The 21,381-nt window shown below is 72.5% G+C and carries 19 protein-coding genes; 9 read left to right on the top strand and 10 right to left on the bottom strand.

The features are described 5' to 3' along the window. Positions 1–83: 83 nt before the first annotated feature. Positions 84–845, bottom strand: a complete 762-nt coding sequence (locus OF819_RS04085) for a DeoR/GlpR family DNA-binding transcription regulator (RefSeq protein WP_267242072.1) — start codon at positions 843–845, stop codon at positions 84–86. 368 nt (positions 846–1,213) lie between these two features. On the opposite strand from OF819_RS04085, the gene gndA reads away from it, so the two are divergent. After that, positions 1,214–2,656 carry an NADP-dependent phosphogluconate dehydrogenase gene (gene gndA, locus OF819_RS04090; protein WP_267241929.1) on the top strand — a complete coding sequence of 481 codons (1,443 nt, stop codon included), beginning with the start codon at positions 1,214–1,216 and terminating at the stop codon, positions 2,654–2,656. Positions 2,657–2,986: 330 nt separating this feature from the next. Here gndA and panD read toward each other — a convergent pair whose 3' ends face one another. Next, positions 2,987–3,403: an aspartate 1-decarboxylase gene (gene panD, locus OF819_RS04095; protein ID WP_267241930.1), complete on the bottom strand. Its 417-nt coding sequence runs from the start codon at positions 3,401–3,403 to the stop codon at positions 2,987–2,989. 160 nt (positions 3,404–3,563) lie between these two features. Between panD and OF819_RS04100 the strand changes: the two genes are divergently transcribed. The 6 genes from OF819_RS04100 to OF819_RS04125 all read left to right on the top strand — a co-directional run bounded on the left by OF819_RS04100 (position 3,564) and on the right by OF819_RS04125 (position 9,458). Then, a complete protein-coding gene (locus tag OF819_RS04100) occupies positions 3,564–4,283 on the top strand; it encodes a siderophore-interacting protein (RefSeq protein WP_267241931.1) in 720 nt (239 codons plus the stop codon). Between the two features lie 87 nt (positions 4,284–4,370). Continuing rightward, on the top strand, positions 4,371–5,027 hold the full coding sequence (locus tag OF819_RS04105; RefSeq protein WP_267241932.1) for an isochorismatase family protein: 657 nt from the start codon (positions 4,371–4,373) through the stop codon (positions 5,025–5,027). A gap of 60 nt (positions 5,028–5,087) precedes the next feature. Next, on the top strand, positions 5,088–6,128 hold the full coding sequence (gene argC / locus OF819_RS04110; RefSeq protein ID WP_267241933.1) for an N-acetyl-gamma-glutamyl-phosphate reductase: 1,041 nt from the start codon (positions 5,088–5,090) through the stop codon (positions 6,126–6,128). Beyond that, complete coding sequence (argJ, locus tag OF819_RS04115; RefSeq protein ID WP_267241934.1) at positions 6,125–7,276, top strand: bifunctional glutamate N-acetyltransferase/amino-acid acetyltransferase ArgJ; 1,152 nt, start codon at positions 6,125–6,127, stop codon at positions 7,274–7,276. Before argC ends, argJ begins: the two co-directional genes overlap by 4 nt. 23 nt (positions 7,277–7,299) lie before the next feature. Beyond that, positions 7,300–8,211, top strand: coding sequence for an acetylglutamate kinase (argB, locus tag OF819_RS04120; RefSeq protein ID WP_416370466.1), 912 nt, complete (start codon positions 7,300–7,302; stop codon positions 8,209–8,211). Then, on the top strand, positions 8,208–9,458 hold the full coding sequence (locus OF819_RS04125; protein WP_267241935.1) for an acetylornithine transaminase: 1,251 nt from the start codon (positions 8,208–8,210) through the stop codon (positions 9,456–9,458). The genes argB and OF819_RS04125 overlap by 4 nt, the downstream gene beginning before the upstream one ends. 106 nt (positions 9,459–9,564) lie before the next feature. Here the strand turns inward: OF819_RS04125 and OF819_RS04130 are convergent, their stop codons facing one another. From OF819_RS04130 to OF819_RS04150, 5 genes are all read right to left on the bottom strand, one after another. After that, complete coding sequence (locus tag OF819_RS04130) at positions 9,565–10,131, bottom strand: GNAT family N-acetyltransferase (RefSeq protein WP_267241936.1); 567 nt, start codon at positions 10,129–10,131, stop codon at positions 9,565–9,567. A 140-nt stretch (positions 10,132–10,271) separates the two neighbouring features. Further along, positions 10,272–11,852, bottom strand: a complete 1,581-nt coding sequence (locus OF819_RS04135; RefSeq protein WP_267241937.1) for an amidohydrolase — start codon at positions 11,850–11,852, stop codon at positions 10,272–10,274. A 79-nt stretch (positions 11,853–11,931) separates the two neighbouring features. Further along, on the bottom strand, positions 11,932–12,870 hold the full coding sequence (locus OF819_RS04140; RefSeq protein ID WP_267241938.1) for an ABC transporter ATP-binding protein: 939 nt from the start codon (positions 12,868–12,870) through the stop codon (positions 11,932–11,934). After that, positions 12,867–13,955 carry a FecCD family ABC transporter permease gene (locus tag OF819_RS04145; RefSeq protein ID WP_267241939.1) on the bottom strand — a complete coding sequence of 363 codons (1,089 nt, stop codon included), beginning with the start codon at positions 13,953–13,955 and terminating at the stop codon, positions 12,867–12,869. The genes OF819_RS04140 and OF819_RS04145 overlap by 4 nt, the downstream gene beginning before the upstream one ends. Before the next feature lie 86 nt (positions 13,956–14,041). Continuing rightward, positions 14,042–15,103 carry a FecCD family ABC transporter permease gene (locus OF819_RS04150; RefSeq protein WP_416370467.1) on the bottom strand — a complete coding sequence of 354 codons (1,062 nt, stop codon included), beginning with the start codon at positions 15,101–15,103 and terminating at the stop codon, positions 14,042–14,044. A gap of 248 nt (positions 15,104–15,351) precedes the next feature. On the opposite strand from OF819_RS04150, the gene OF819_RS04155 reads away from it, so the two are divergent. Beyond that, on the top strand, positions 15,352–17,094 hold the full coding sequence (locus OF819_RS04155; protein WP_267241941.1) for an ABC transporter ATP-binding protein: 1,743 nt from the start codon (positions 15,352–15,354) through the stop codon (positions 17,092–17,094). 35 nt (positions 17,095–17,129) lie between these two features. After that, a complete protein-coding gene (locus OF819_RS04160) occupies positions 17,130–18,914 on the top strand; it encodes an ABC transporter ATP-binding protein (RefSeq protein ID WP_323748891.1) in 1,785 nt (594 codons plus the stop codon). A gap of 358 nt (positions 18,915–19,272) precedes the next feature. On the opposite strand, the gene OF819_RS29105 is transcribed toward OF819_RS04160, so the two are convergent. Genes OF819_RS29105 through OF819_RS04170 form a run of 3 tightly spaced genes read right to left on the bottom strand, consistent with a single transcriptional unit; the run spans position 19,273 to position 20,854 of the window. Then, positions 19,273–19,488 (bottom strand): hypothetical protein, encoded by a 216-nt coding sequence (locus OF819_RS29105; protein ID WP_323748892.1) that lies wholly within the window; start codon positions 19,486–19,488, stop codon positions 19,273–19,275. 23 nt (positions 19,489–19,511) lie between these two features. Beyond that, positions 19,512–20,258, bottom strand: a complete 747-nt coding sequence (locus tag OF819_RS04165) for a transposase family protein (RefSeq protein ID WP_323748893.1) — start codon at positions 20,256–20,258, stop codon at positions 19,512–19,514. Between the two features lie 53 nt (positions 20,259–20,311). Next, a complete protein-coding gene (locus OF819_RS04170) occupies positions 20,312–20,854 on the bottom strand; it encodes an MOSC domain-containing protein (RefSeq protein WP_267241943.1) in 543 nt (180 codons plus the stop codon). Positions 20,855–21,381: the final 527 nt, after the last annotated feature.

Genomic DNA, 21,381 nt, shown 5'->3' on the forward strand with positions numbered 1-21,381 from the left:
AGGCTCGGTCCTGCCCCCGGCGGCGCCGGGGGTTTTGCCGGATGTGGTTGTGGCGGTGTGCCGCCGGTGCGGCGGCGGTGTGGTCAGACGCGGATGACCTGCGGGCCGAGCAGCGAGTAGCGCTGGGCCTCGGCCGCGGGCAGCGCCGCGTCGGTGACGATGGCTTCGAACTCGCCGACGTCGGCGAACCGGCAGAAGCTGACCGCGCCGAACTTGGCGTGGATGCCGGCGAACACATGGCGTCGTGAGCTGCGCATGGCCTGGGACTTGACGGCGGCGACCGCCGGGTCGGGGGTGGTGAGCCCGTATTCGCGGGAGATGCCGTTCGCTCCGATGTACGCCAGGTCGATGACGAAGTCCGCGAGCATCCGGGTGGTCCAGGTGTCGACGGTCGCCAGGGTGCCGCCGCGTACGCGGCCGCCGAGCAGCAGTACGGTGATCTTCTCGGCGTCCGCGAGGACCGTCGCCACCGTCAGGGAGGCGGTGACCACGGTCAGCGCGCGGTCCCGGGGCAGGGCTTCGGCGACGAGCTGCGGGGTGAAGCCCTCGTCGACGAAGACGGTCTCCGCGTCGCCGAGCAGTTCGGCGGCGGCCGCGGCGACCCGGGACTTCTGCGGCACATGACGCAGGGTGCGGGAGGCGAGCGTGGTCTCAAAGCCCGCGCTCTCGACCGGATAGGCCCCGCCGTGCGTCCGGCGGACCAGGCCGTGCTCCTCCAGTGCGTGCAGATCGCGCCTGATGGTCTCCTTGGCCACCCGGAAACGCTCGGCGAGGACGTTGACCTCGACCGCTCCGTCGGCGCGCGCGGCTTCGAGAATCCCCCGCCGGCGTTCCTCGGTGTCCATGGCAGTCATCCCTGGGTGTGTGCTGTTGCGCTGTTCCGCGCCCGGGCCCTTCGAGTCCGTCGAGTCCGTTCGGGCCCGTGCGTCGTTTGTACAAGCACGCGCGGGCGCTTCACCAGGCTCTTCGCCGCCTCTGCCGTGCCCGTTTATGCCCGTTTCTCTAGCACGGGCGTCCGGAACGTCATGGGTCGACGTGCTCGGAGCGCCGCCGACGCCGCCCGTTTGCCGCTGGGGCGCGCCCGAATCGTGCCCGCGGGCGGGCGTGTGTGCCGATCGTTGAGCGGCGGGCCGTGTGCGTGCGTAAGACTCCACACGTACACGGACGACCACATCGGCATAACAGGCACGCAGGGCGGACGGGAGCACACAGCATGAGCGGACATGCCCAGATCGGCGTCACGGGGCTCGCGGTCATGGGCCGCAATCTGGCCCGTAATTTCGCACGCAACGGGTTCACGGTGGCGGTGCACAACCGCACGGCCGCCCGGATGCGGGCGCTGGTCGACGAGTTCGGCGACGAGGGGGCCTTCGTCCCGGCCGAGTCGGCCCAGGAGTTCGTCGCGGCCCTGGAGCGCCCCCGACGTCTGGTGATCATGGTCAAGGCGGGCGATCCGACGGACGCGGTGATCCAGGAGTTCGCGCCGCTCCTGGAGGAGGGCGATGTGATCATCGACGGCGGCAATGCGCATGTCGCGGACACCCGCCGCCGGGAGAGGGAACTGCGGGAGCGCGGCATCCACTTCGTGGGCGTGGGCATCTCCGGAGGCGAGGAGGGTGCGCTGCACGGGCCGAGCATCATGCCGGGCGGCTCGGCCGAGTCGTACGCATCCCTGGGGCCGCTGCTGGAGAAGATCGCTGCCAAGGCCCCGGACGGTACGCCCTGCGTCACCCATGTCGGCCCCGACGGGGCGGGGCACTTCGTCAAGATGGTGCACAACGGCATCGAGTACGCCGATATGCAGCTGATCGCCGAGGCCTCCCATCTGCTGCGCGCGGTCGCCGGGTACTCCCCCGCCCGGATCGCCGACACCTTCCGCACCTGGAACGAGGGGCGTCTGAACTCCTATCTGATCGAGATCACGGCCGAGGTGCTGGCGCATACGGACCCGGTGACGGGCCGGCCGTTCGTGGACGTGGTCGCCGACCGCGCGGAGCAGAAGGGCACCGGCCGCTGGACGGTGCAGATCGCCCTCGATCTGGGTGTGCCGGTCTCCGGCATCGCGGAGGCGGTCTTCGCCCGCTCGCTGTCCGGGCACGCGGAGCTGCGCGAGGCGTCGGCGTCACTGCCGGGGCCGGTGCCGCGGCCGCTGGACGAACAGGAGGCGGCGCGGTTCGCCGGGCGGGTGGAGCAGGCGCTGTACGCGTCAAAGATCGTGTCGTACACACAGGGGTTCCACCAGATCCAGGCGGGCAGCGAGCGGTACGGGTGGGGCGTCGACCCGGGCGCGGTGGCGTCGATCTGGCGTGCGGGCTGCATCATCAGGGCGGCGTTCCTGGACCGCATCCGGGCCGCGTACGAGATCCGGCCCGAGCTGCCGAGCCTGCTGGCGGACAAGCGGTTCGCGGAGGAGATCGGCGCGGCGCAGGACGACTGGCGCGAGGTGGTGGCGACGGCCGCCCGGCAGGGCGTGCCGACGCCGGGGTTCTCGGCCGCTCTCGCGTACTACGACGCCCTGCGCGCCGACCGGCTGCCCGCGGCGCTCACCCAGGCCCAGCGGGACTTCTTCGGGGCCCACACCTATCGGCGGACCGACCGGGAGGGCTCGTTCCACACGCTCTGGGGCGGTGACCGCTCGGAGGTGTCCGCGGACTGATCTGGCAGCCTGCCCTGGTCAGCCCACCGGGCCCGGCTCGGGCTCCGGCTCCGGCACGGGGTCGGGGCCCGGCGGCTTCGGAACCGGGTCGGGCCCGGGGCTGGGCATGGGCTCCGGCGTCGGGACGGGCCCGGGTCCCGGCCCCGGCGCCGGCGGCACCGGGCCCGGCGTCGGCTCGGGCACCGGCCTGGGGCGGGGCGGGGGCGGCGATACGAGATCGGGGTACGGATGGGGCATGCCTGGCCTCCAGAGGTCGGACGTCATGCGTTCCCGCTTCTCTCCCCGTCGCGTGCCCACGCCCGCCCGGTTCACTCCCGGCGGAGGAACGCTTCAGCCGACGGCGTGCGGGCTGCGCTCCGTACGGCTGCCCGGCACCGGCGCCGAGGCGTCGGAGCCCAGCGCCGCGATCCGGTTGTCCGCGTCGACGTGCACGACCTTCGGCTCCAGGGCCCGCGCCTCCGCGTCGTCCACCTGCGCATAGCTGATCAGGATCACCAGATCACCGGGGTGCACGAGATGCGCGGCCGCGCCGTTGATCCCGATGACCCCCGAGCCGCGCTCGCCTTCGATGACATAGGTCTCCAGCCGGGCGCCGTTCGTGATGTCGACGATATGAACCAGCTCGCCGGGCAGCAGATCGGCCGCCTCCATCAGCTCGGCGTCCACGGTGACAGAGCCGACATAGTGCAGATCGGCCTGGGTCACGGTGGCCCGGTGGATCTTCGACTTAAACATGGTACGAAGCACGGAAAACTCCCGTTGTGTCTGCTCCCTGCCTGCTTGTCGCAGGTCAAGGGCGGTCTTCGCACCATACAACGATCCGCTGGCCCGGTCAGCCCCTTCCCTTGTGAACGTCAGATCGATTTAGATTAGGCTTACCTAATTACTTCGAACTCCAGGGGGCACTGTGGGACACGGCTGGCAGGGCGCCGTCCTCAAGCTCATGCGCGGCAAGGACTTCACCTTCACCGTGCGGTCGAACGAGCGGCTCTCGGAGCGGCTGCACCGTCTCTCGTTCGACGACGGCGGAATGCTCCAGGCCACGGGGGTGCATCCGACGATGTGGGTGCGTCTGTGGTTCGACAACGGTGGCCGGCCCCATCAGCGTGCCTACACCCTGGTGGAGCCGGACCCCGCAGCGGGCACGTTCGGCATGGATTTCGCTCTGCACTCCGGCTGCGCCAGCGACTGGGCGCGGGCGGCCCGTCCGGGTGACACGATCGAGGCGACGGTGCAGGGCTCGCAGTTCGCCGTGCCGGACCCGCTGCCGTCCCGGCTTCTCGTCGTCGGCGACGCCGCCTCCCGTCCGGCCATCGACTCCCTGCTCGACGCGATGCCGCAGACGCCGGCTGTGATCTGGTACGAGACGGCCCATCCCCGCGACGGCGACCATATGCCGCAGGGCGGCGGCGGCTCGCGCGAACTGGTCCCCGTGCCGCGGCGGGACGGGGGCGGCCATCTTGTCGAGACGGTCCGCGAGGCCCTTCCGAAGCGGCTGGACGACTCGGCGTACGTCTGGATCGCCTGCGACACGGCGACCACCCGGACCCTCGCCGCCTTCGCGCACAAGCAGCTCGGCGTACCGAAGGAGCGTCTGTACGCCCTCGGCTACTGGCGGGCGGACTGACACACCCCCACGATTAAGTTAGGTTAGGCTTAGCTAAGTCACGCGGGAGAGCGTGACGCACACCTGTGCTTTCCGGGAGGGGCGGTCATGGGCATACCGGCGATCGAGGCGTATCCGATGCCCGACCGCTCGGCGCTCCCCCGGTCATGCGCCTCCTGGACCATCGATCCGGACCGGGCAGCGCTCCTCGTCCACGACATGCAGAACCACTTCGTACGGGCGTTTCCGCGGGACCACTCGCCTGTGGTGGAGCTGGTCCGCAATATCGCCGCGCTGCGCGAGCTCGCCAGAACGCTGGGCATCCCGGTGGTCTTCAGCGCCGAGCCCGCCGCCCAGCACCCCGGCCGGCGCGGACTCGCGGCGGATATATGGGGTCCTGGCATCGGGGACGAGCCCGACGCCGGGGCCATCGTCAGCCCGCTGGCTCCGCGCCCGGGCGAGCATCTGCTGCCCAACGTCCGCCCCAACGCGTTCCTCCGGAGCAACCTCGGCCGGCTGCTGCGCCAGGAGGAGCGGGACCAGCTGATCATCTGCGGGGTCTTCGCCCATCTGGGCGTGCTGCTCACGGCCGCCGACGCCTTTATGAACGACATCCAGCCGTTCGTCGTCGCGGACGCCGTGGCCGACTTCTCCGCCGAGGAGCACTCCATGGCCCTGCGGTGGGCGGCCCGCAGCGGCGTGGTCTGCCCCACGGACGTCCTGCTGCGCGATCTGCTGCTCCGCAGGGCGCCGCGGGACGCATGACATCCCGCCCATCCCGCCCCTCCCTCCACACGCTCACGTAACAGGAAAGACGGAACGAACATGACCGTACGGGTCGCGGTGGCCGGAGCCAGTGGCTATGCCGGCGGCGAACTGCTGCGTCTGCTGGCCTGGCATCCCGGCGTGGAGATCGGCGCCGTGACGGCGCACAGCAGCGCCGGCCGCATGCTCGGCGACGTACAGCCGCAGCTGGCGGCGCTCGCCGGCCGCACGCTGGAGCGGACCTCGGCCGAGGTGCTGCGCGGGCATGACGTGGTGTTCCTCGCCCTCCCCCACGGCGCATCGGCGCCGCTCGCCCGCGAACTGGCGGACGACACCCTCATCGTGGACTGCGGCGCGGACTTCCGGCTGCGCGACGCCTCCGACTGGGTGCGCTTCTACGGCTCGGAGCACGCGGGGACCTGGCCCTACGGGCTGCCGGAACTGCCCGGCGCCCGCGACGAGTTGCGCGGCTCGCGCCGGATCGCCGTACCGGGGTGCTATCCGACGGCGGTCACCCTGGCGCTGTTCCCCGCCTACACCGCCCGGCTGGCGGAGCCGGACGCCGTCATCACGGCGGCCAGCGGAACATCCGGGGCAGGCCGGGCGGCGAAGCCGCATCTGCTGGGCTCCGAGGTGATGGGCTCGATGACGCCGTACGGCGTGGGCGGCGGCCACCGGCACACTCCGGAGCTGACGCAGAACCTGTCGCGGGCGGCGGGCGAGCGGGTGACCGTGTCGTTCACCCCGACGCTGGCGCCCATGCCGCGCGGCATCCTCGCCACCTGCTCCGCCCGGCTGCGTCCGGGGGTCGCCGGGGGCGGCGGACTCGACGAGGTGCGGGCGGCCTTCGAAGCCGCGTACGCCGGCGAACCGTTCATCCGGCTGCTGCCGCCTGGCCACTGGCCGTCCACCGGCTCTGTGGTCGGCTCGAACACTGTCCAGGTGCAGGTGGCCGTGGACGCGGCCGCCGGCCGGCTGATCTGCGTCAGCGCTATCGACAACCTGGTGAAGGGCACCGCCGGCGGCGCGGTGCAGTGCATGAACATCGCCCTCGACCTGCCCGAGCAGCTGGGCCTGCCCGTGAATGGAGTGGCTCCGTGACCGTGACCGCTGCCCAGGGGTTCCTTGCGAGCGGCGTGGCCGCCGGCATCAAGGAATCCGGCGCTCCCGACCTGGCCCTGGTGGTGAACCGGGGGCCGTCCCGCGCCGCCGCCGGGGTGTTCACCTCGAACCGGGTGCAGGCCGCGCCGGTGCGCTGGTCCCGCCGTGCGCTGGCGGACGGCCGGCTGACCGCGGTCGTCCTCAACTCCGGCGGCGCCAATGCCTGTACGGGCCCGGCGGGAGCCGAGGACGCCCGGCTGATGGCAAAGCGCACGGCCGAGGCACTCGGGGCGGACGCCGGCGATGTGGCCGTGTGCTCGACGGGCCTCATCGGCGTGCCGCTGCCGATGGACCGGGTCACCGCGGGCATCGACGCCGCCGCGGGGCGGCTGTCGGCCGACGGCGGCGGGCACGCGGCCGTGGCGATCAAGACGACGGACACCGTCCACAAGACCGCGGCGGCGACCCGGTCCGGCTGGACCGTGGGAGGGATGGCCAAGGGCGCGGGCATGCTCGCTCCGGGGCTGGCCACCATGCTGGCGGTCCTCACCACCGACGCCGAGGTGAGCGGCCCGGCGCTCGACGCGGCGCTGCGCGCGGCCGTGCGCACCACTTTCGACCGGGTGGACTCCGACGGCTGTATGTCCACCAATGACACGGTGCTCCTCCTCGCGTCCGGCGCTTCCGGACTGACGCCGGACGAAGGGGAGTTCGCCGAGGCCGTACACGCCGTCTGCCGCGATCTGGCACGGCAGCTCGTCGCCGACGCCGAGGGCGCGTCCAAGGAGATCGAGGTGGCGGTCGTCGGCGCGGCGTCCGAACAGGACGCCGTCACGGTGGCCCGGTCGGTGGCCCGGAACAACCTCCTCAAGTGTGCGCTGCACGGCGAGGACCCGAACTGGGGCCGGGTGCTGTCGGCGATCGGCACGACGGACGCCGTCTTCGATCCGGATCGGCTGGATGTGGCGATCAACGGCGTCTGGGTCTGCCGCGACGGAGCGGCCGGGGAGCCCCGCGACACGGTGGACATGTCGGGGCGCGGGATCACCGTCACCGTGGACCTCCGTGCGGGCGACGCCTCCGCCGCCGTCTGGACCAACGACCTCACCGCCGAGTACGTCCACGAGAACAGCGCCTACAGCTCATGAGCGAAAGCAGGGCAGGAACAGGGATGAGGACTTCCCTCGATCAGCGCATGGCCGGGGCCGGTCTGCCGGCGGACGCCCTTCCGTGGCTGGAGGAGCTCCAGGGCCGCACCGTCGTCATCAAGTTCGGCGGCAACGCCATGGTGGACCCCGCGCTCCACCGGACCTTCGCCCGGGATGTGGTGGAGCTGTGGCACGCCGGGCTGCACCCCGTCGTCGTACACGGCGGCGGTCCGCAGATCAGCGCGATGCTCGACCGGCTCGGTCTGGAGGTCCGCTTCGAGGCGGGCCTGAGGGTGACGACGCCGGAGGCCATGGACGTGGTCCGGATGGTGCTGACGGGCCGGGTCCAGCGCGAGCTGGTCGGCGCGATCAACGCACACGGGCCGTTCGCCGTCGGGATGTCGGGCGAGGACGCCCATACGATGACAGCGGTGCGGCGTCCGGCCTGGGTGGACGGCCGGCCGGTGGACATCGGGCAGGTCGGCGATGTCGTCGCCGTCGATCCGGGGACGGTGCGGGGGCTGCTGGAGCAGGGGCGCATCCCGGTGGTGTCGCCCGTCGCCCGAGGCGCGGACGGCCAGGTCTACAACGTCAACGCGGATCTCGCCGCCTCAGCGCTGGCCGTGGCCCTCGGGGCGGAACGGCTGGTGATGCTGACCGATGTGGCGGGACTGTACGCGGACTGGCCGCACAGCACCGAGGTGATCGAGCGGCTGACGGCCGGTGAGCTGGACGGGCTGCTGCCGGGGCTGGCGAGCGGGATGCTGCCGAAGATGGAGGGCTGTCTGCGGGCGGTCCGTGCGGGTGTGGCACGGGCGCATGTGCTGGACGGCCGGGTGCCGCACGCGGTGCTGAGCGGTGTGTTCACTCAGGCGAGCCCCGGCACGACCGTCGTCCCCGATCCGGCTCCCGTCGATGAGGAGATAAACGTATGACGGCCGATGCCGCCGCCTCCCCGGCCAAGCCCGTCAAGCCCGTCAAGCCGGCCGAGACCGCCGGGACCGCCGGGACCGCCGGAGCGACCGAGCTGACCGAGCGCTGGCGGGCGGTGATGATGGACACCTACGGCACTCCCCCGCTGGCGCTGGTGCGCGGTGCGGGCAGCACCGTCTGGGATGCCTCGGGGCGGGCGTACACGGACTTCACCGGCGGGATCGCGGTCAACACACTCGGGCATGCGCACCCCGCCGTGGCGGACGCGGTCGCCGTTCAGATCGCCCGGCTGGGGCATGTGTCCAATCTGTTCGTCTCGGAGCCTGCCGTCGCGCTGGCCGAGCGGCTGCTGGGCCTGCTGGGGCGGCCCGGCAGGGTGTTCTTCGCCAACTCGGGCACGGAAGCGGTCGAGGCCGCCTTCAAGATCGCCCGGCGTACGGGGCGGACCCATGTGGTCGCGGCCGAGAACGGCTTCCACGGGCGGACCATGGGCGCCCTGGCCCTGACCGGCCAGCCCGCGAAACGCGACCCCTTTCTGCCGCTGCCCGGTGATGTCACCCATGTGCCGTTCGGGGATGTGGCGGCGCTGCGCGCCGCGGTCACCGGGGACACCGCGGCCGTCGTCCTGGAGCCGGTGCAGGGCGAAGCGGGCGTGGTGCCCGCGCCGGAGGGCTATCTGCGGGCCGCGCGGGAGATCACGCGCGCCGCGGGCGCCCTGCTGGTGCTGGACGAGGTGCAGACCGGCGTCGGCCGGACCGGCCGCTGGTTCGCCCACCAGTCGGTCCCCGGCGCGGACCCCGACGTGGTGACCCTTGCCAAGGGGCTGGGCGGCGGGCTGCCGATCGGCGCCGCGGTGGCGTTCGGCGACGCGGCCTGCCTGCTGGGTCCGGGGCACCACGGCTCGACCTTCGGGGGCAACCCCGTGGCCTGTGCGGCGGGGCTCGCCGTGCTGGAGACGATCGAGGCGCAGGGGCTGCTGGCGCAGGTCGTGCGCAAGGGCGAGGCGCTGCGCCGCGGCATCGAGGGGCTGAGGCACCCCCGTGTGCGCGAAGTGCGGGGCGCCGGGCTGCTGCTGGGCGTCGTACTGGCCGAACCGGTGGCGGCGCGGGTCCAGCGGGCCGCTCAGGACGCGGGCTTCCTGGTGAACGCCGCGGGTGCGTCGACCGTGCGGCTGGCTCCCGCCCTGACGGTCGCGGAGGAGGAGATCGCGGCGCTGGTGAAGGAGTTGCCCGGCATCCTGGACGGCTGACGCCGTACGGGCATACGAGGGGAAGGGGGGAGGGGCCCGAACCGTTCGAGCGGTTCGGGCCCCTCCCCCCTTCCCCCTTCTCCTCGTATATGCGCCGGGCCGTCTGTCAGAGGACCCTGGCGAGGACCTGGGCGTTGCGCCGCGGGTCCAGCGACCGGGCCCAGGACACGGGGGCCAGGTCGGCGGAGACCGGGGCGAAGCCGTAGCGCAGGAAGAGCCGGCCGCTTCCGGTCGTCGCCGTGAACAGCGCGTCCAGTGACCGCGACAGGCCCTGAGCCAGCGCGGCGGCCAGCAGCCGGGCTCCCACACCGCTGCCCTGCCTGCGGTGTGCGACGCAGAAGTTGTACACGACTCCGGCGGCCCGTCCGTCGTGCGCCGGTTCGGGCAGGAGGCGCAGCGCCAGGCAGCCGTCCAGGGCGCCGTCGGGCCCCTCGGCCACGAGGAAGTCGCTCGCGCGCTGCGCGTAGACGTGGAACGGGCGGGGGCGCAGTGCCCCGGAGCTGATGAACGGCTGGGAGAGGGCGGCGAGTTCGGCGGCGTCCCGGGGATGCGCGGTGCGGACCGAGAATGCGGCGGGAGCGGCGGGAGCGGCAGACTCGGCAGACGCGGCGGGGGACGGGCGGTGTGGGCGGGGCGCGCGGGGCAGCAGCGTGGCGGGGCGCGGCAGGGCCATGTTCAAGGCGTTCCTTCCTCGGGTTCCACCGTGTGGGAAGGCCTTTTGGCCTGCTGCGTTCACCCCGGTGAAACAGTGAGATTTAGGTTAGCCTTACCTAAGCTTCTGGCCAAGTCGGGTGGGCGCAGCCGCCGATGCGCTCAGAGCTTGCCTGTCTCCGTCGCCTCGCGCCCGTCCACGAACGTCGCGACGACCTCGATGTCCCCGATCGCAGCAGGGCCGACGCGCCGTGGATCGTCGCCCAGGACGACGAGATCCGCGCGCTTGCCCGGCGTCAGAGTGCCGGCGCTGCCGTCCTGCCGCGAGGCATACGCCCCGGCGACCGTGTAGGCGCGCAGGGCCTCTTCGACGGTGATCGCCTCGTCGGGCCCGATGCGCCGCCCTGAGACGGAGGCGCGTTCGACCATAAACTGGACGGCGCGCAGCGGCGATCCGTCCGCGACGGGCCGGTCGGAGCTGCCGACGAGCGTGATGCCGTGGTCGCGGAAGGAGCGCCCCCGGTACATCCAGGGCGCACGCTCCTCACCCATGATCGTCGCGTAGTCGTCGCCGAAGTAGCGCAGAAAGTTCGGCTGGACGACGGCGCTGACGCCGAGGCGGGCGAAGCGCGGAAGCTGGTCGGGCCTGATCAGACCGGCGTGCTCGACGCGGTGGCGCGCCTCCGGGCGTGGGCGCAGCCGCTGGGCGCGCTCCAGGGCGTCCAGCGCGAGGTCGGCGGCCCGGTCCCCGATGGCGTGGACGGCGAGCTGCCACCCGGCGAGATGCCCGTCCACGATCAGCTCGGCGAGATGTGCGGGGTCGTCCTGCAGCTGACCGGTGTGGGTCATGCCCTCGTACGGTGCGGTGAGCGCGGCCGTACGGGCCATCATGCCGCCGTCCGTGTACACCTTGAGCGCTCCCAGGGAGAGCCAGTCGTCGCCGAAGCCGGTGCGCAGGCCGAGGTCCAGAGCCCGCGGCATGCCGTCCTCCCGGTGGGCGTCCAGCGGCCGCAGGGTGTCCGCGGCCGCCATGAGCTGGACGCGCAGGGGCAGCCGGCCCTGGTCGCGGAGCAGTTGGTACGCGCCGAGCTCGACGGGGCTGTGCCCCAGCAGACCGCCGCCGATGCCCGCCTCCGTACAGGCGGTCACGCCCTCCGCCAGACAGCCGCGGCCGGCGCGCTCGACGGCGTCGGCGATCTCGGTCTGCGAGTAGGGCAGACGGAGCCGCCGTGCGGCGGTCATGGCGCTCTCCGCCAGGAAGCCGTCCTGGTGCGGGACGTCGCCCGGCAGCATCTCCAGCACGGCGCTGTTCACCACGCAGGCGTGCCCGGAGTCGTGCATCAGGAACACCTTGCGCCCGCGGCTGACCCGGTCCAGCTCCGCCGCGGTCAGATGGCGGCCGAGGGCGCGCTGGTCGTATCCGGCGATGTCGACCCAGACGCCGTCCCCGCGCGTGCCGTCGACGGCCCGCGCCACGACCGCGAGGACGTCGTCGACCCGCTCGCAGGGGGCGACGCTGGGGGTGCTCGCCTTCAGTCCCGTCCACGCCAGATGGACATGGCTGTCGATGAATCCGGGCAGGACGGTCGCGCCCTGGAGGTCGACGACCTCGCGGGCCGGCAGGGAGGTCGCGGCCTCGTCCAGGCCGACGATGCGGCCCCGCCAGATCCCGACGTCGCGGGCGACGGGGTGGTCCGGGTCCATGGTGATGAAGTGAGCGTTCGTCAGCCTCGTGCAGAGCATGGGCGGTTCCGTCCCCGGGGTCGGACGTGCAGGACAGGGCAGGACAGGGCAGGACAGGGCGTTGGGTGTGCGGGAGAGGTCAGGAAGTCTCGGAGGCGGCCATGGCCACGTCGGCGGATGAGGCGGGCTGCCCGTCATCGGCGCCGTCGGCCGGCTCATGGCGTCGTGGCGCGGCCGGCACCATCAGCGGCGTGCCGGTCTCCGGGTCGTCGATGATCCTGCAGGGAAGCCCGAACACCTCCTGGACCAGCTCTTCGGTCATCACGGTCGCCGGAGGGCCCTCGGCGGCGACCGCGCCGCCGGGCTTCATCACGATGAGGTGGGTGGCGTAGCGGCACGCCTGGTTGAGGTCGTGCAGAACCGCGACGATGGTGTGCCTGCGGCGCGCGTGCAGCTCCGCGCACAGATCGAGCACCTCCACCTGGTGGGCGATGTCCAGGAAGGTGGTCGGCTCGTCCAGGAGCAGGATGGGCGTCTGCTGGGCGAGCACCATGGACAGCCAGACGCGCTGGCGCTGGCCGCCGGAGAGATCGTCCACGGGCCGGTCGGCGAGGTCGAGCACCCCGGTCTGCCGCATCGCCTCGGTCACGGCCGCCTCATCCTCGGCGGACCACTGCTTCAGCAGCCGCTGATGCGGATAGCGGCCGCGGGCCACGAGGTCGCCGACCGTGATCCCGCCGGGCGCGGTCGACGACTGAGGCAGCAGCCCGAGGCGGCGGGCGACTTCGCGGGAGCGGTACGACGCGATGGCCGCGCCGTCCAGATAGACCTGCCCCGCCCTCGGTTTGAGCATCCGCGCCAGGGCCTTGAGCAGAGTGGACTTGCCGCAGGCGTTCGGTCCGATGATGACCGTGAAAGAGTTGTCCGGTATGTCGACGCCGAGACCGGCGGCCACGGTGCGCTGATCGTAGGAGAGCGTCAGGTCCTCCGCCCGCAGCCGGGGCTGCGGGCGGCCCGCCCCGGCCGCCGCTCCTGCCTGCTCGGGAGTGCCGTTCACACGCGGCGTCGTTCCAGTCATGCGCGGCTCTTTCGCGACTCGGTGACCAGCAGCCAGATCAGATACAGCCCGCCGATGGTGCCGGTCGCGGTGCCCACCGGAAGGAGTGCGGGAGAGAAGACACGCTGTGCGGCGAGGTCGCTCGCGGTCAGCAGCAGCGCGCCCGTCAGCGCCGACGAGGCCAGCGCGGGACCCGGCGCGCCGGTGAGCCTGCGGGCCAGCTGCGGCGCGGCGAGGGCGATGAACGCGATGGGGCCGGTCACCGCGGTGGCGAAGGACGCGAGGGCGACGCTGATCAGCAGCAGCGCGGTACGGGCGCCGGTCACGCGGACGCCGAGGGCGACGGCCGTGGCGTCGCCCATCTCCACCATGGTCAGACGGCGGGAGAGGACGAAGGCGAGCGGGAGGAGCACGGCGACGGCGACGAGGATGGCGTTGGCGTGCTGCCAGCCCCTGTTGCCCAGGCTGCCGATCAGCCACGCCTGGGCCTCCAGGGCCTCCTGGAAGGTGGCCCTGGTGATCAGATACGAGTTGACGGCCAGCAGCAGCGCGCTGACGCCGATGCCGATGACGACCAGCCGGAAGCCCTGCAGCCCGCGGCCCAGCATCAGCAGATACACGACGAGAGCGGTGGCGAGTCCGCCGATCAGCGCGCCCACCGCGATCTGGGTCATGCTGCCGTGCAGCACGATGATGACCACCAGCGCGCCGACGGCAGAGCCGTTGGTGAAGCCGATGATGTCCGGGCTGCCGAGGGCGTTGGCGGTGAGGCTCTGCAGGATCGCCCCGCTGACCGCCAGCGCCGCGCCCACGCACAGCGCGGTCAGCAGACGGGGCATGCGCAGGGTGTTGACGATGAAGTCCGCGGCGCCCGCGTCGTTGCCCGTCACGGCCCTGAGGACCTCGCCGACGGACAGCTCGTAGTCGCCGGTGGTGAGCGTGATGCCCATGACGACGACGAGGGCGGCGAGCAGCACGGCGGTCACGGCCAGGGCGCGGCCCGGGACCCGGATGGAGAGCCCGCCGCGTCGGGTGCGGAGGATCATTCCGGTGACCACGCGGGAGCGGGTCACCGGCGCCCCGGCTGCCTCGCGCGCGTCGCTCACAGCATTCTCCTGTTCGCTTCTCCGCCCGCTCGGCGAAACTGCAGGCATCACCGCCGACCTCCGCCCGGCTGCCTCGCGCGCGTCGCTCACAGCATGACCAGCTTTCGGCGGCGGCACAGTGCGATGAACAGCGGGGCGCCCAGGAACGCGGTGACGATGCCGACCTGGATTTCGCCCGGCGCGCCCAGCACCCGGCCCAGGACGTCCGCGCCGAGCAGCAGGACCGGCGCGAGCAGCATCGAGTACGCCAGCACCCAGCGCTGGTCGGGACCGACGGCGAACCGGGCGACGTGCGGGACGGCGAGCCCGACGAAGCCGATCGGCCCGGCGGCGGCGGTGGCGGCGCCGCACAGCAGCATGACGGCGACCGCGCCCAGCACCCGGGTCCGGCCGACGTTGAGCCCCAGGGCGCGGCCCACCTGGTCGCCCATCGCCAGGGCGTTGAGCGAGGGAGCGAGCCCGAGGGCGATCAGCAGCCCCACGGCGACGAACGGCAGGATGACGTACACGACGTCGAAGTACCGGCCCGCCAGCGAGCCCACCGTCCAGAAGCGGAACTTGTCGAACGCCTGCGGGTAGAGCAGCAGGACCGCCGAGTTGAAGGCGTACAGCACGGCGGTCACCGCTGCGCCCGCGACGACCAGCCGCTCGGGCGTGGCCAGTTTGCGCCCCGAGGAGCCCAGCAGATACACCGCGGCCGAGGCCAGGGCCGCCCCGAGGAACGCGAACCAGACATATCCGAGGAGCGCGCCCACACCGAGGAAGGCGATGGCCACCACCACGCCGGCGGAGGCTCCCAGGCTGATGCCGAGCAGTCCCGGGTCGGCGAGCGGATTGCGCGTCAGCGCCTGCATCAGCGCGCCGGACAGGCCGAGGGCCATGCCGACGAGCATCCCCAGGAGGGTCCTGGGGATGCGGTAGTCATGGATGATGACCGAGGTCTCCGACCCGTCGGGATGCCACAGCGCGCTCCAGGTCGCGGTGAAGGGGATGCCCCGTGTGCCGACCCAGATGCTGAGCAGCCCCACGAGGACGAGCGCCGCGAAGACCGCGAGCAGGCCCACGCCTCTGAGCGCCGTGGCCGCCCGTCCGCCCCGCGGGAGGGCGGCGGGCTGCTGTCCGGGCACCGCCGGGGCTTCCACCGACAACGACAACTCCCCCTGGCAGCAGCTCGGACGCACCGCTAGAAATCTGACGCACGGACAACAGATCGATACTTAGGTGAGCCTAACCGAATGGACACCGAGGGTCAACGCGCAGGCCAGCGCTGCCGCACCCGCCGCGACCACGGGGAACGCGGCCCGCGTCCAGCGGCCCGACCCGGCCGCAGACAGGGCCCCACTGCTTGATTAGAGTAGCCTTACCTAACTATCCGGTCATGTTCATGGAGGAGCCTATGCCAGCGGGAGGGCCTACGGGGGGACACGTCCTCCGCAAGGCGATCAGAGGAGAGCGCCGCAGAGTGACCGCGGCCTCCCTGCTCGGCATGACCCACCAGGCGTGCGAGGCACTGGTGCCCGTGGTCATCGGCGTCATCATCGACGAGGCCGTGGCCACCGGCTCCTCCGGGACCCTGCTGCGCTGGCTGCTGGTGCTCGCCGTGCTGTTCCTGGTGCTGTCGACGTGCTACCGCACCAGCGCCCGGATCACCGAGGGCGCCGGCGAACACGCCGCGCACAAACTGCGTCTGGAGCTGGCCGCACGGGTGCTCGACCCGCGCGGCGGCGCCGACGACGGCCGGCTGCCCGGCGTGCTCTCCAGCATCGCCACCAACGACGCCCGGCGCGTGGGCTCCGTGGCCACCGTCATGTCGTACGGACTCTCCGCGATCGCCGCGCTGACCATCAGCGCGGTGGCGCTGCTGCGGATCTCCGTGCCGCTCGGACTGCTGGTGCTGCTCGGCATCCCGCCGCTGCTGTGGCTCGGGCACCGCATCAGCCAGCCGCTCGAACGGCGCAGCGAGGCCGAGCAGGAGCGCGCCGCCCACGCATCCGGCGTCGCCGCCGACCTGGTGTCCGGGCTGCGTGTGCTCAAGGGCATGGGCGCGGAGTCCGCCGCCGTGGCCCGCTACCGCACCACCAGCCGCGAGTCGCTCGCCGCGGCGCTGCGGGCCGCCCGCAGCCGGGCCGGCCACGAGGGCGCCGTCCTCGCGCTGACCGGCGTCTTCATCGCGGTCATCGGACTTGTGGGCGCGTACCTGGCGATGCGCGGCGACATCAGCATCGGGGAACTGGTGGCCGCAGTGGGCCTGGCGCAGTTCCTCCTCGGCCCCTTCCAGCTGCTCACCTACGTCAACGCGGAATTCGCCCAGGGCCGCGCCTCGGCCCGCAGGATCGCCGAGGTGCTGGCCGCGCCCGCCGCCGTCGCGGGCGGCGACGCCGCTCCGGCCGAGGGCGCGTCAGGAAGCCTCCGGCTGCGGGGAGTCTCGCTGGGCGCGCTGCGCTCCGTGGACCTGGACATCCACCCCGGCAGCGTCACCGGAATCGTCGCCCGGGACCCGGCCGCCGCGGGCGATCTGCTGCGCTGTCTGTCCCGGGAGAAGGACCCGGATGCCGGCGTGATCGAACTGGACGGCGTGCCGCTGACCGGAATCGACCCCGACGAGCTGCGCCGCCATGTGCTGGTCGCCCACCACAACGCCGATCTGTTCGAGAGCAGCCTGCTCGACAACGTACGCGCAGGAGCCGGAGCGGACGGGACGGGCGGCAAGGGGACGGGCGGCGACGGGACAGGCGGCGAGGCATCCGCCGTCGACGCCGCGCTGCACGCCTCGGCCGCCGACGAGGTCGCCCTGCTGCTGCCCGACGGGGCGGACACGGTGCTCGCCGAACGCGGCCGCTCCCTCTCCGGCGGCCAGCGCCAGCGTGTGGCACTGGCCCGTGCGCTGGCCGCCGACCGGCGCGTCCTGGTGCTGCACGACCCCACCACCGCGGTGGACACCGTCACCGAGTCCCGGATCGCCGCACGGCTGCGCCATGCCCGCCGGGGCCGCACCACCGTACTGGTCACCACCAGCCCGGCCCTCCTCGCGACGGCCGACCGGGTCGTGGTCCTCGACCAGGGCGTCGCCACGGCGGAGGGGCGGCACGACGAACTCGCCGCCGCCGACGAGACCTACCGGGCGGTGGTCCTGGCATGACGTCCACGTCCGGCACCTCACAGACAGAAGACACGATGAGCGGAACCAGCCCCCAGCGCGCAGTCCTGCCCACAGCCACCGGCGCCGAGAGTCTGGCGGCGCTCCGCACGATGCTGCGCGGCCACGGCCGGCTCACCGCCGCCGCGATCGCCGTACTCGTCGCCGGCACCGGGATCGGCCTGCTGACCGCACCCCTCCTCGGGCACATCGTCGACCTGGTGGCACAGCAGCGCGGCGCGGGGTCGCTGACGGTCCCGCTGGTGCTGCTCGTCGCTGTCGCGCTGGCGCGCGGCGTCGCCACGGCGATCGGCAGCTCCCTCGTCGCCCGGCTGGGCGAGACCGTCCTCACCTCCCTGCGTGAGCAGTTCATCGAGCGGGCGCTGCGGATGCCGCTGGAACGCGTCGAGGCCGCCGGCTCCGGGGACCTGGTCTCCCGGGTCACCAGCGACGTCGCCATGATCGCCAAGTCGGTGCGGCAGGCGCTGCCGGAGTTCTCCCGCTCCGCCCTCACCATCGTGCTGACCCTCGTCGGGCTCGCCGTGCTCGACTGGCGCTTCCTGCTCGCCGCGGTGCTGGCGATGCCGGTGCAGGTGTTCTCGGTGCGCTGGTATCTGCGCCGCGCCGCCCCCGTGTACGCGGAACACCGCCTCGCCACCGGCGCGTTGCAGCACCAGCTGCTCGACAGCGTCGGCGGGGTGCGCACCGTGCGCGCCTTCCGGCTGACCGGCACGCACCACTCCCTGCTTCAGGCGCGGTCGGCGGACGCCCGCGATCTCGCCCTGCGCGGCATCCACATCGTCACCGGCTTCTTCTCCCGGCTGAACCTCGCGGAGTTCATCGGCCTCGCCGCGATGCTCGCCACCGGCTTTGTGCTCGTCGACGGCGGATCGGTCAGCATCGGCACCGCCACCGCGGCGGCGCTGTACTTCCACAGCCTCTTCAACCCCGTGAACGCCGCGCTGTTCCTCCTCGACGACGCACAGTCGGCGGGCGCCAGCTTCGCCCGGCTCGTCGGCGTGTCCAAGCTCCCGGCCGAGCGGACGCCCGAGGACCCGCCCGCCCCCGTCGACGGCTCCGTCAAGGTGTCGGGGCTCAGCCACGCCTACACCGCGGGCCGTCCCGTGCTGAGCGACATCTGCCTGGACGTGCGCTGCGGCGAGCGGGTGGCGCTGGTGGGCGCGAGCGGAGCCGGCAAGACCACCCTGGCCAAGGTCATCGCGGGCGTCCACGAGCCGCAGAGCGGTTCGGTCACCCTGGGCGGGGTCGACGCCAGGGAGCTGGGGCCCGCGGGCGTGCGCGCCGCCGTGACGCTGATCAGCCAGGAAGTGCATGTGTTCGCCGGCCCGCTCACCGAGGACCTGCGGCTGGCCCGGCCGGACGCCACCGACGAACAACTGCGCACGGCGCTGGACCGGGTCGGGGCCCTGGAGTGGGCCGAGGCGCTGCCCGACGGCCTCGCCACCGTGGTCGGCGAGGGCGGGCACACCCTGACGGTGACTCAGGCCCAGCATCTGGCCCTGGCCCGGCTGGTGCTCGCCGATCCGCCCATCGCGATCCTCGACGAGGCCACCGCCGACGCGGGCAGCGCGGGCGCACGCGTCCTGGAGACGGCGGCGGTGCGGGCGCTCGAAGGCCGTACGGGGCTGATGGTGGCCCACCGGCTGCCGCAGGCCGCCGCCGCGGACCGCATCGTGGTCCTCGACCAGGGCCGGATCGTCGAGACGGGCACGCATGACGAGCTGGTCGCCGCGGGGGGACGTTATGCCACGCTGTGGGCGGCGTGGGCCGACAGTCGGCGGGAGCCGGCCGTGGTGGCGTGACCGCGGTCTTGAGGCATCGCCCGAGGGGCCCGCGCCCCGTGGTTCCGCGACCACGGGGCGCGGGCCCTTTCCCGCGCACCCGCCCTTCAAGCGGTGGGGCCTGAGCCCCCGCCCCGACTCCCGGGAAGCGCCCCCGCGGGAACGCCCCGCAGGGGCGCGGGGAACTGCGTGACCGGCCGCCCACAGTCCGCAGATCCGACACGGCGCTTCCGGGGAGCCGTGGGTTCCTCCCCTGCCCCTCCCCCTGCGCCCTGGGGGCGTGGAGGGACCCCACTTCCCGTAACTGGGGGCTTACGGGCTGACTGACCCGCCATTGATGTAGGGCCGTGCTGGCCCGGCGGTTTGGCTGGTGGATGCTTCAGCAGGCCGTCGTGTGGACGAGGACGAGTTCGGTGCTCGTCTGGTGTCGGGTGGCCCGCTGGGCCGCACGGTCGGAGACCAAGCCGGCGATGGCCAGGTGGATCTCTCCGTACTCCTCCCTGCGTCCGGTGTACCGCTGGAGCGGGCGCCACTGCCGGTGCTCCGCGTTGGCGTGCTCGACGCAGATCCGGGTTGAGGACTGGCGGCGGCGCATCTCGCGCCATCCGAATCGTTCCGTCAGCGGCGCGTTGTCGATGTCCTCCGGCTTCCTGGGCGGCGCGTTGTCGACTGGTCGGGGAACTCGTTGGCCAGGCCCCGGCAGCCCTCGTCGACCTCGGCCTTCACCGTAGGGTGCTGCCGGAGTTGATCGGCGATGCCCTCCGTACGAACGGCGGTCTGGTCGTGCATCCGGCCGGGCCGGACGGCGCCGGACCACAGGGTGCGGCCCTGCTGGCCGCTGATTGTGGTGGTCTTGATCGTGTTCTGCCTGCGCTTGCCGGAGACGAAAGCCCGGCGCCCGGGACAGTGCGCCTTCGGGCGGCGGACCTGGGTCTCGGTGCCGTCGATCCGCAATGTGATGTTCTCGGTCGCGGCGTAGGCGAACACGTCCGCCAGGGTCCGCAACCGGATGCCGGGCCGGTCGGGCACCGCGAAGCCTCGCTCGGCCAGCAGCGGGCGGATCTCGCTGATCGCGCGGCCGATGGTGGAGGAGCCCACCTCGCAGATGACCGCCAGGGCCAGGTGGGACAGGCCGGTTCGCAGGTGGACCAGGGTCGCCAAGACGCGGTCAGTGAAGACCAGTTCGTACTTCGGTCCGCCCCCGGTCTGGCGTCGGCGAGCACCCTGACGCCGTTCATACCGTCCGGACTCGCAGCGTGCTTCCCAGCCTGGCGCGAGTTCTTCGATCAACTCGCCGAGGTGCTGGTGGGTGAGGCCGCAGAAGGCAGGATGCGACATAGCCGCGCGGGCTTGTTCGATGTTCACATCACGAGAACCTGCGCGCCCGGTGTCATGTCACGGCCCGCCAGGCAGGGAGGTTAGACCCGGTCCAGAGGCCGGTGCGGCCCGCTGGGAAGCTCCGCTTTGATCGTGTCGCCGGGGCGCACCACCCCGCTCTCCTTCACGATGCTCATGATTCCGGCCTTGCGCACAATGTTCCCGGCCTCGTCGCGGCCGACGACCTGCTTGAGCAGCCCGTCCTGGAAGTTGTCGATCTGCAGGCAGGGATTGCGCAGGCCGGTCACCTCCAGCACCGCATCGTCACCGATGCGCAGCAAGGCACCGACCGGCAGGCCGAGCAGATCAATGCCGCGGGTGGTGACGTTCTCGCCGAGTTCACCGGGCTCCACCTTGAAGCCTTCTTCGCCGACCTCGGCGAAGAGCTCCTCATGGATGAGGTGGACTTGGCGCAGGTTCGGCTGGGTGGGGTCCTGCGCGACGCGAGAGCGGTGCTTGACCGTCACACCAGCGTGCACGTCGCCCTCCACACCGAGCCCGGCGAGCACCGTGATGCTGTCCTGGTTCGGCTTGGTGAACGAGTACTCGCCGTTGCTGCTGACCGCCGTCACTATCCCGCTCATACCTGGAAGCCCCCTGCTCAGTATCAATGATCAGCCACGACCCTACCCTCAAACCTTCAGGCGCAGCAGCCGCCGTCAATCGCGGGTCAGCCCGTTAAGCCCCCAGACCCCCGTGCGGCCTGAAGGCCGCGTCCTCAAGCGCCGGACGGGCCGGAAGATCCAGCCCGTCCGGCGCTTGAGGACAAGGCAGGCCCCGCCTGGGACGCCTCCGTGGGGGTACCTCCCAGCGGTAGCTGAGGGAGGAGTCCGGGGGAAATTGAGGCGCAGGGACGGCACAGTCAAGCCCCGCCTGGGGGCGCCTCCGTGGGGGTGCCCCCGGACGGAGTCTGGGGGAGGTAGCTGGGGGAGGTTGAGGCGCGGGGGTTCGGGGGCGGAGCCCCCGGAAAACGGGTCTGGGGCGCGGCCCCGGTTACGGGAAGTGGGGGTTCCCGCCACGCCCCCAGGGCGCAGGCGGCAGGGGTGGGAGAAGGACCCGCCGGACACGGCCCAGGGGCAGCCGCCCCGCAGTACGGCGCCGCCCGCGGGGA

Origin of the sequence: Streptomyces sp. PR69, assembly GCF_026420845.1 — a bacterium.
GTDB lineage: Bacteria > Actinomycetota > Actinomycetes > Streptomycetales > Streptomycetaceae > Streptomyces.

Coding starts and splice junctions, on each gene's coding strand:
- OF819_RS04085 (WP_267242072.1), bottom strand. CDS start 845: ATGGACACCGAGGAACGCCGGCGGGGGATTCTCGAAGCCGCGCGCGCC.
- argB (WP_416370466.1), top strand. CDS start 7,300: ATGAGGACTTCCCTCGATCAGCGCATGGCCGGGGCCGGTCTGCCGGCG.
- argC (WP_267241933.1), top strand. CDS start 5,088: ATGACCGTACGGGTCGCGGTGGCCGGAGCCAGTGGCTATGCCGGCGGC.
- OF819_RS29105 (WP_323748892.1), bottom strand. CDS start 19,488: ATGCGCCGCCGCCAGTCCTCAACCCGGATCTGCGTCGAGCACGCCAAC.
- OF819_RS04140 (WP_267241938.1), bottom strand. CDS start 12,870: ATGACTGGAACGACGCCGCGTGTGAACGGCACTCCCGAGCAGGCAGGA.
- OF819_RS04160 (WP_323748891.1), top strand. CDS start 17,130: ATGAGCGGAACCAGCCCCCAGCGCGCAGTCCTGCCCACAGCCACCGGC.
- OF819_RS04135 (WP_267241937.1), bottom strand. CDS start 11,852: ATGCTCTGCACGAGGCTGACGAACGCTCACTTCATCACCATGGACCCG.
- OF819_RS04125 (WP_267241935.1), top strand. CDS start 8,208: ATGACGGCCGATGCCGCCGCCTCCCCGGCCAAGCCCGTCAAGCCCGTC.
- OF819_RS04105 (WP_267241932.1), top strand. CDS start 4,371: ATGGGCATACCGGCGATCGAGGCGTATCCGATGCCCGACCGCTCGGCG.
- OF819_RS04155 (WP_267241941.1), top strand. CDS start 15,352: ATGCCAGCGGGAGGGCCTACGGGGGGACACGTCCTCCGCAAGGCGATC.
- gndA (WP_267241929.1), top strand. CDS start 1,214: ATGAGCGGACATGCCCAGATCGGCGTCACGGGGCTCGCGGTCATGGGC.
- OF819_RS04170 (WP_267241943.1), bottom strand. CDS start 20,854: ATGAGCGGGATAGTGACGGCGGTCAGCAGCAACGGCGAGTACTCGTTC.
- OF819_RS04130 (WP_267241936.1), bottom strand. CDS start 10,131: ATGGCCCTGCCGCGCCCCGCCACGCTGCTGCCCCGCGCGCCCCGCCCA.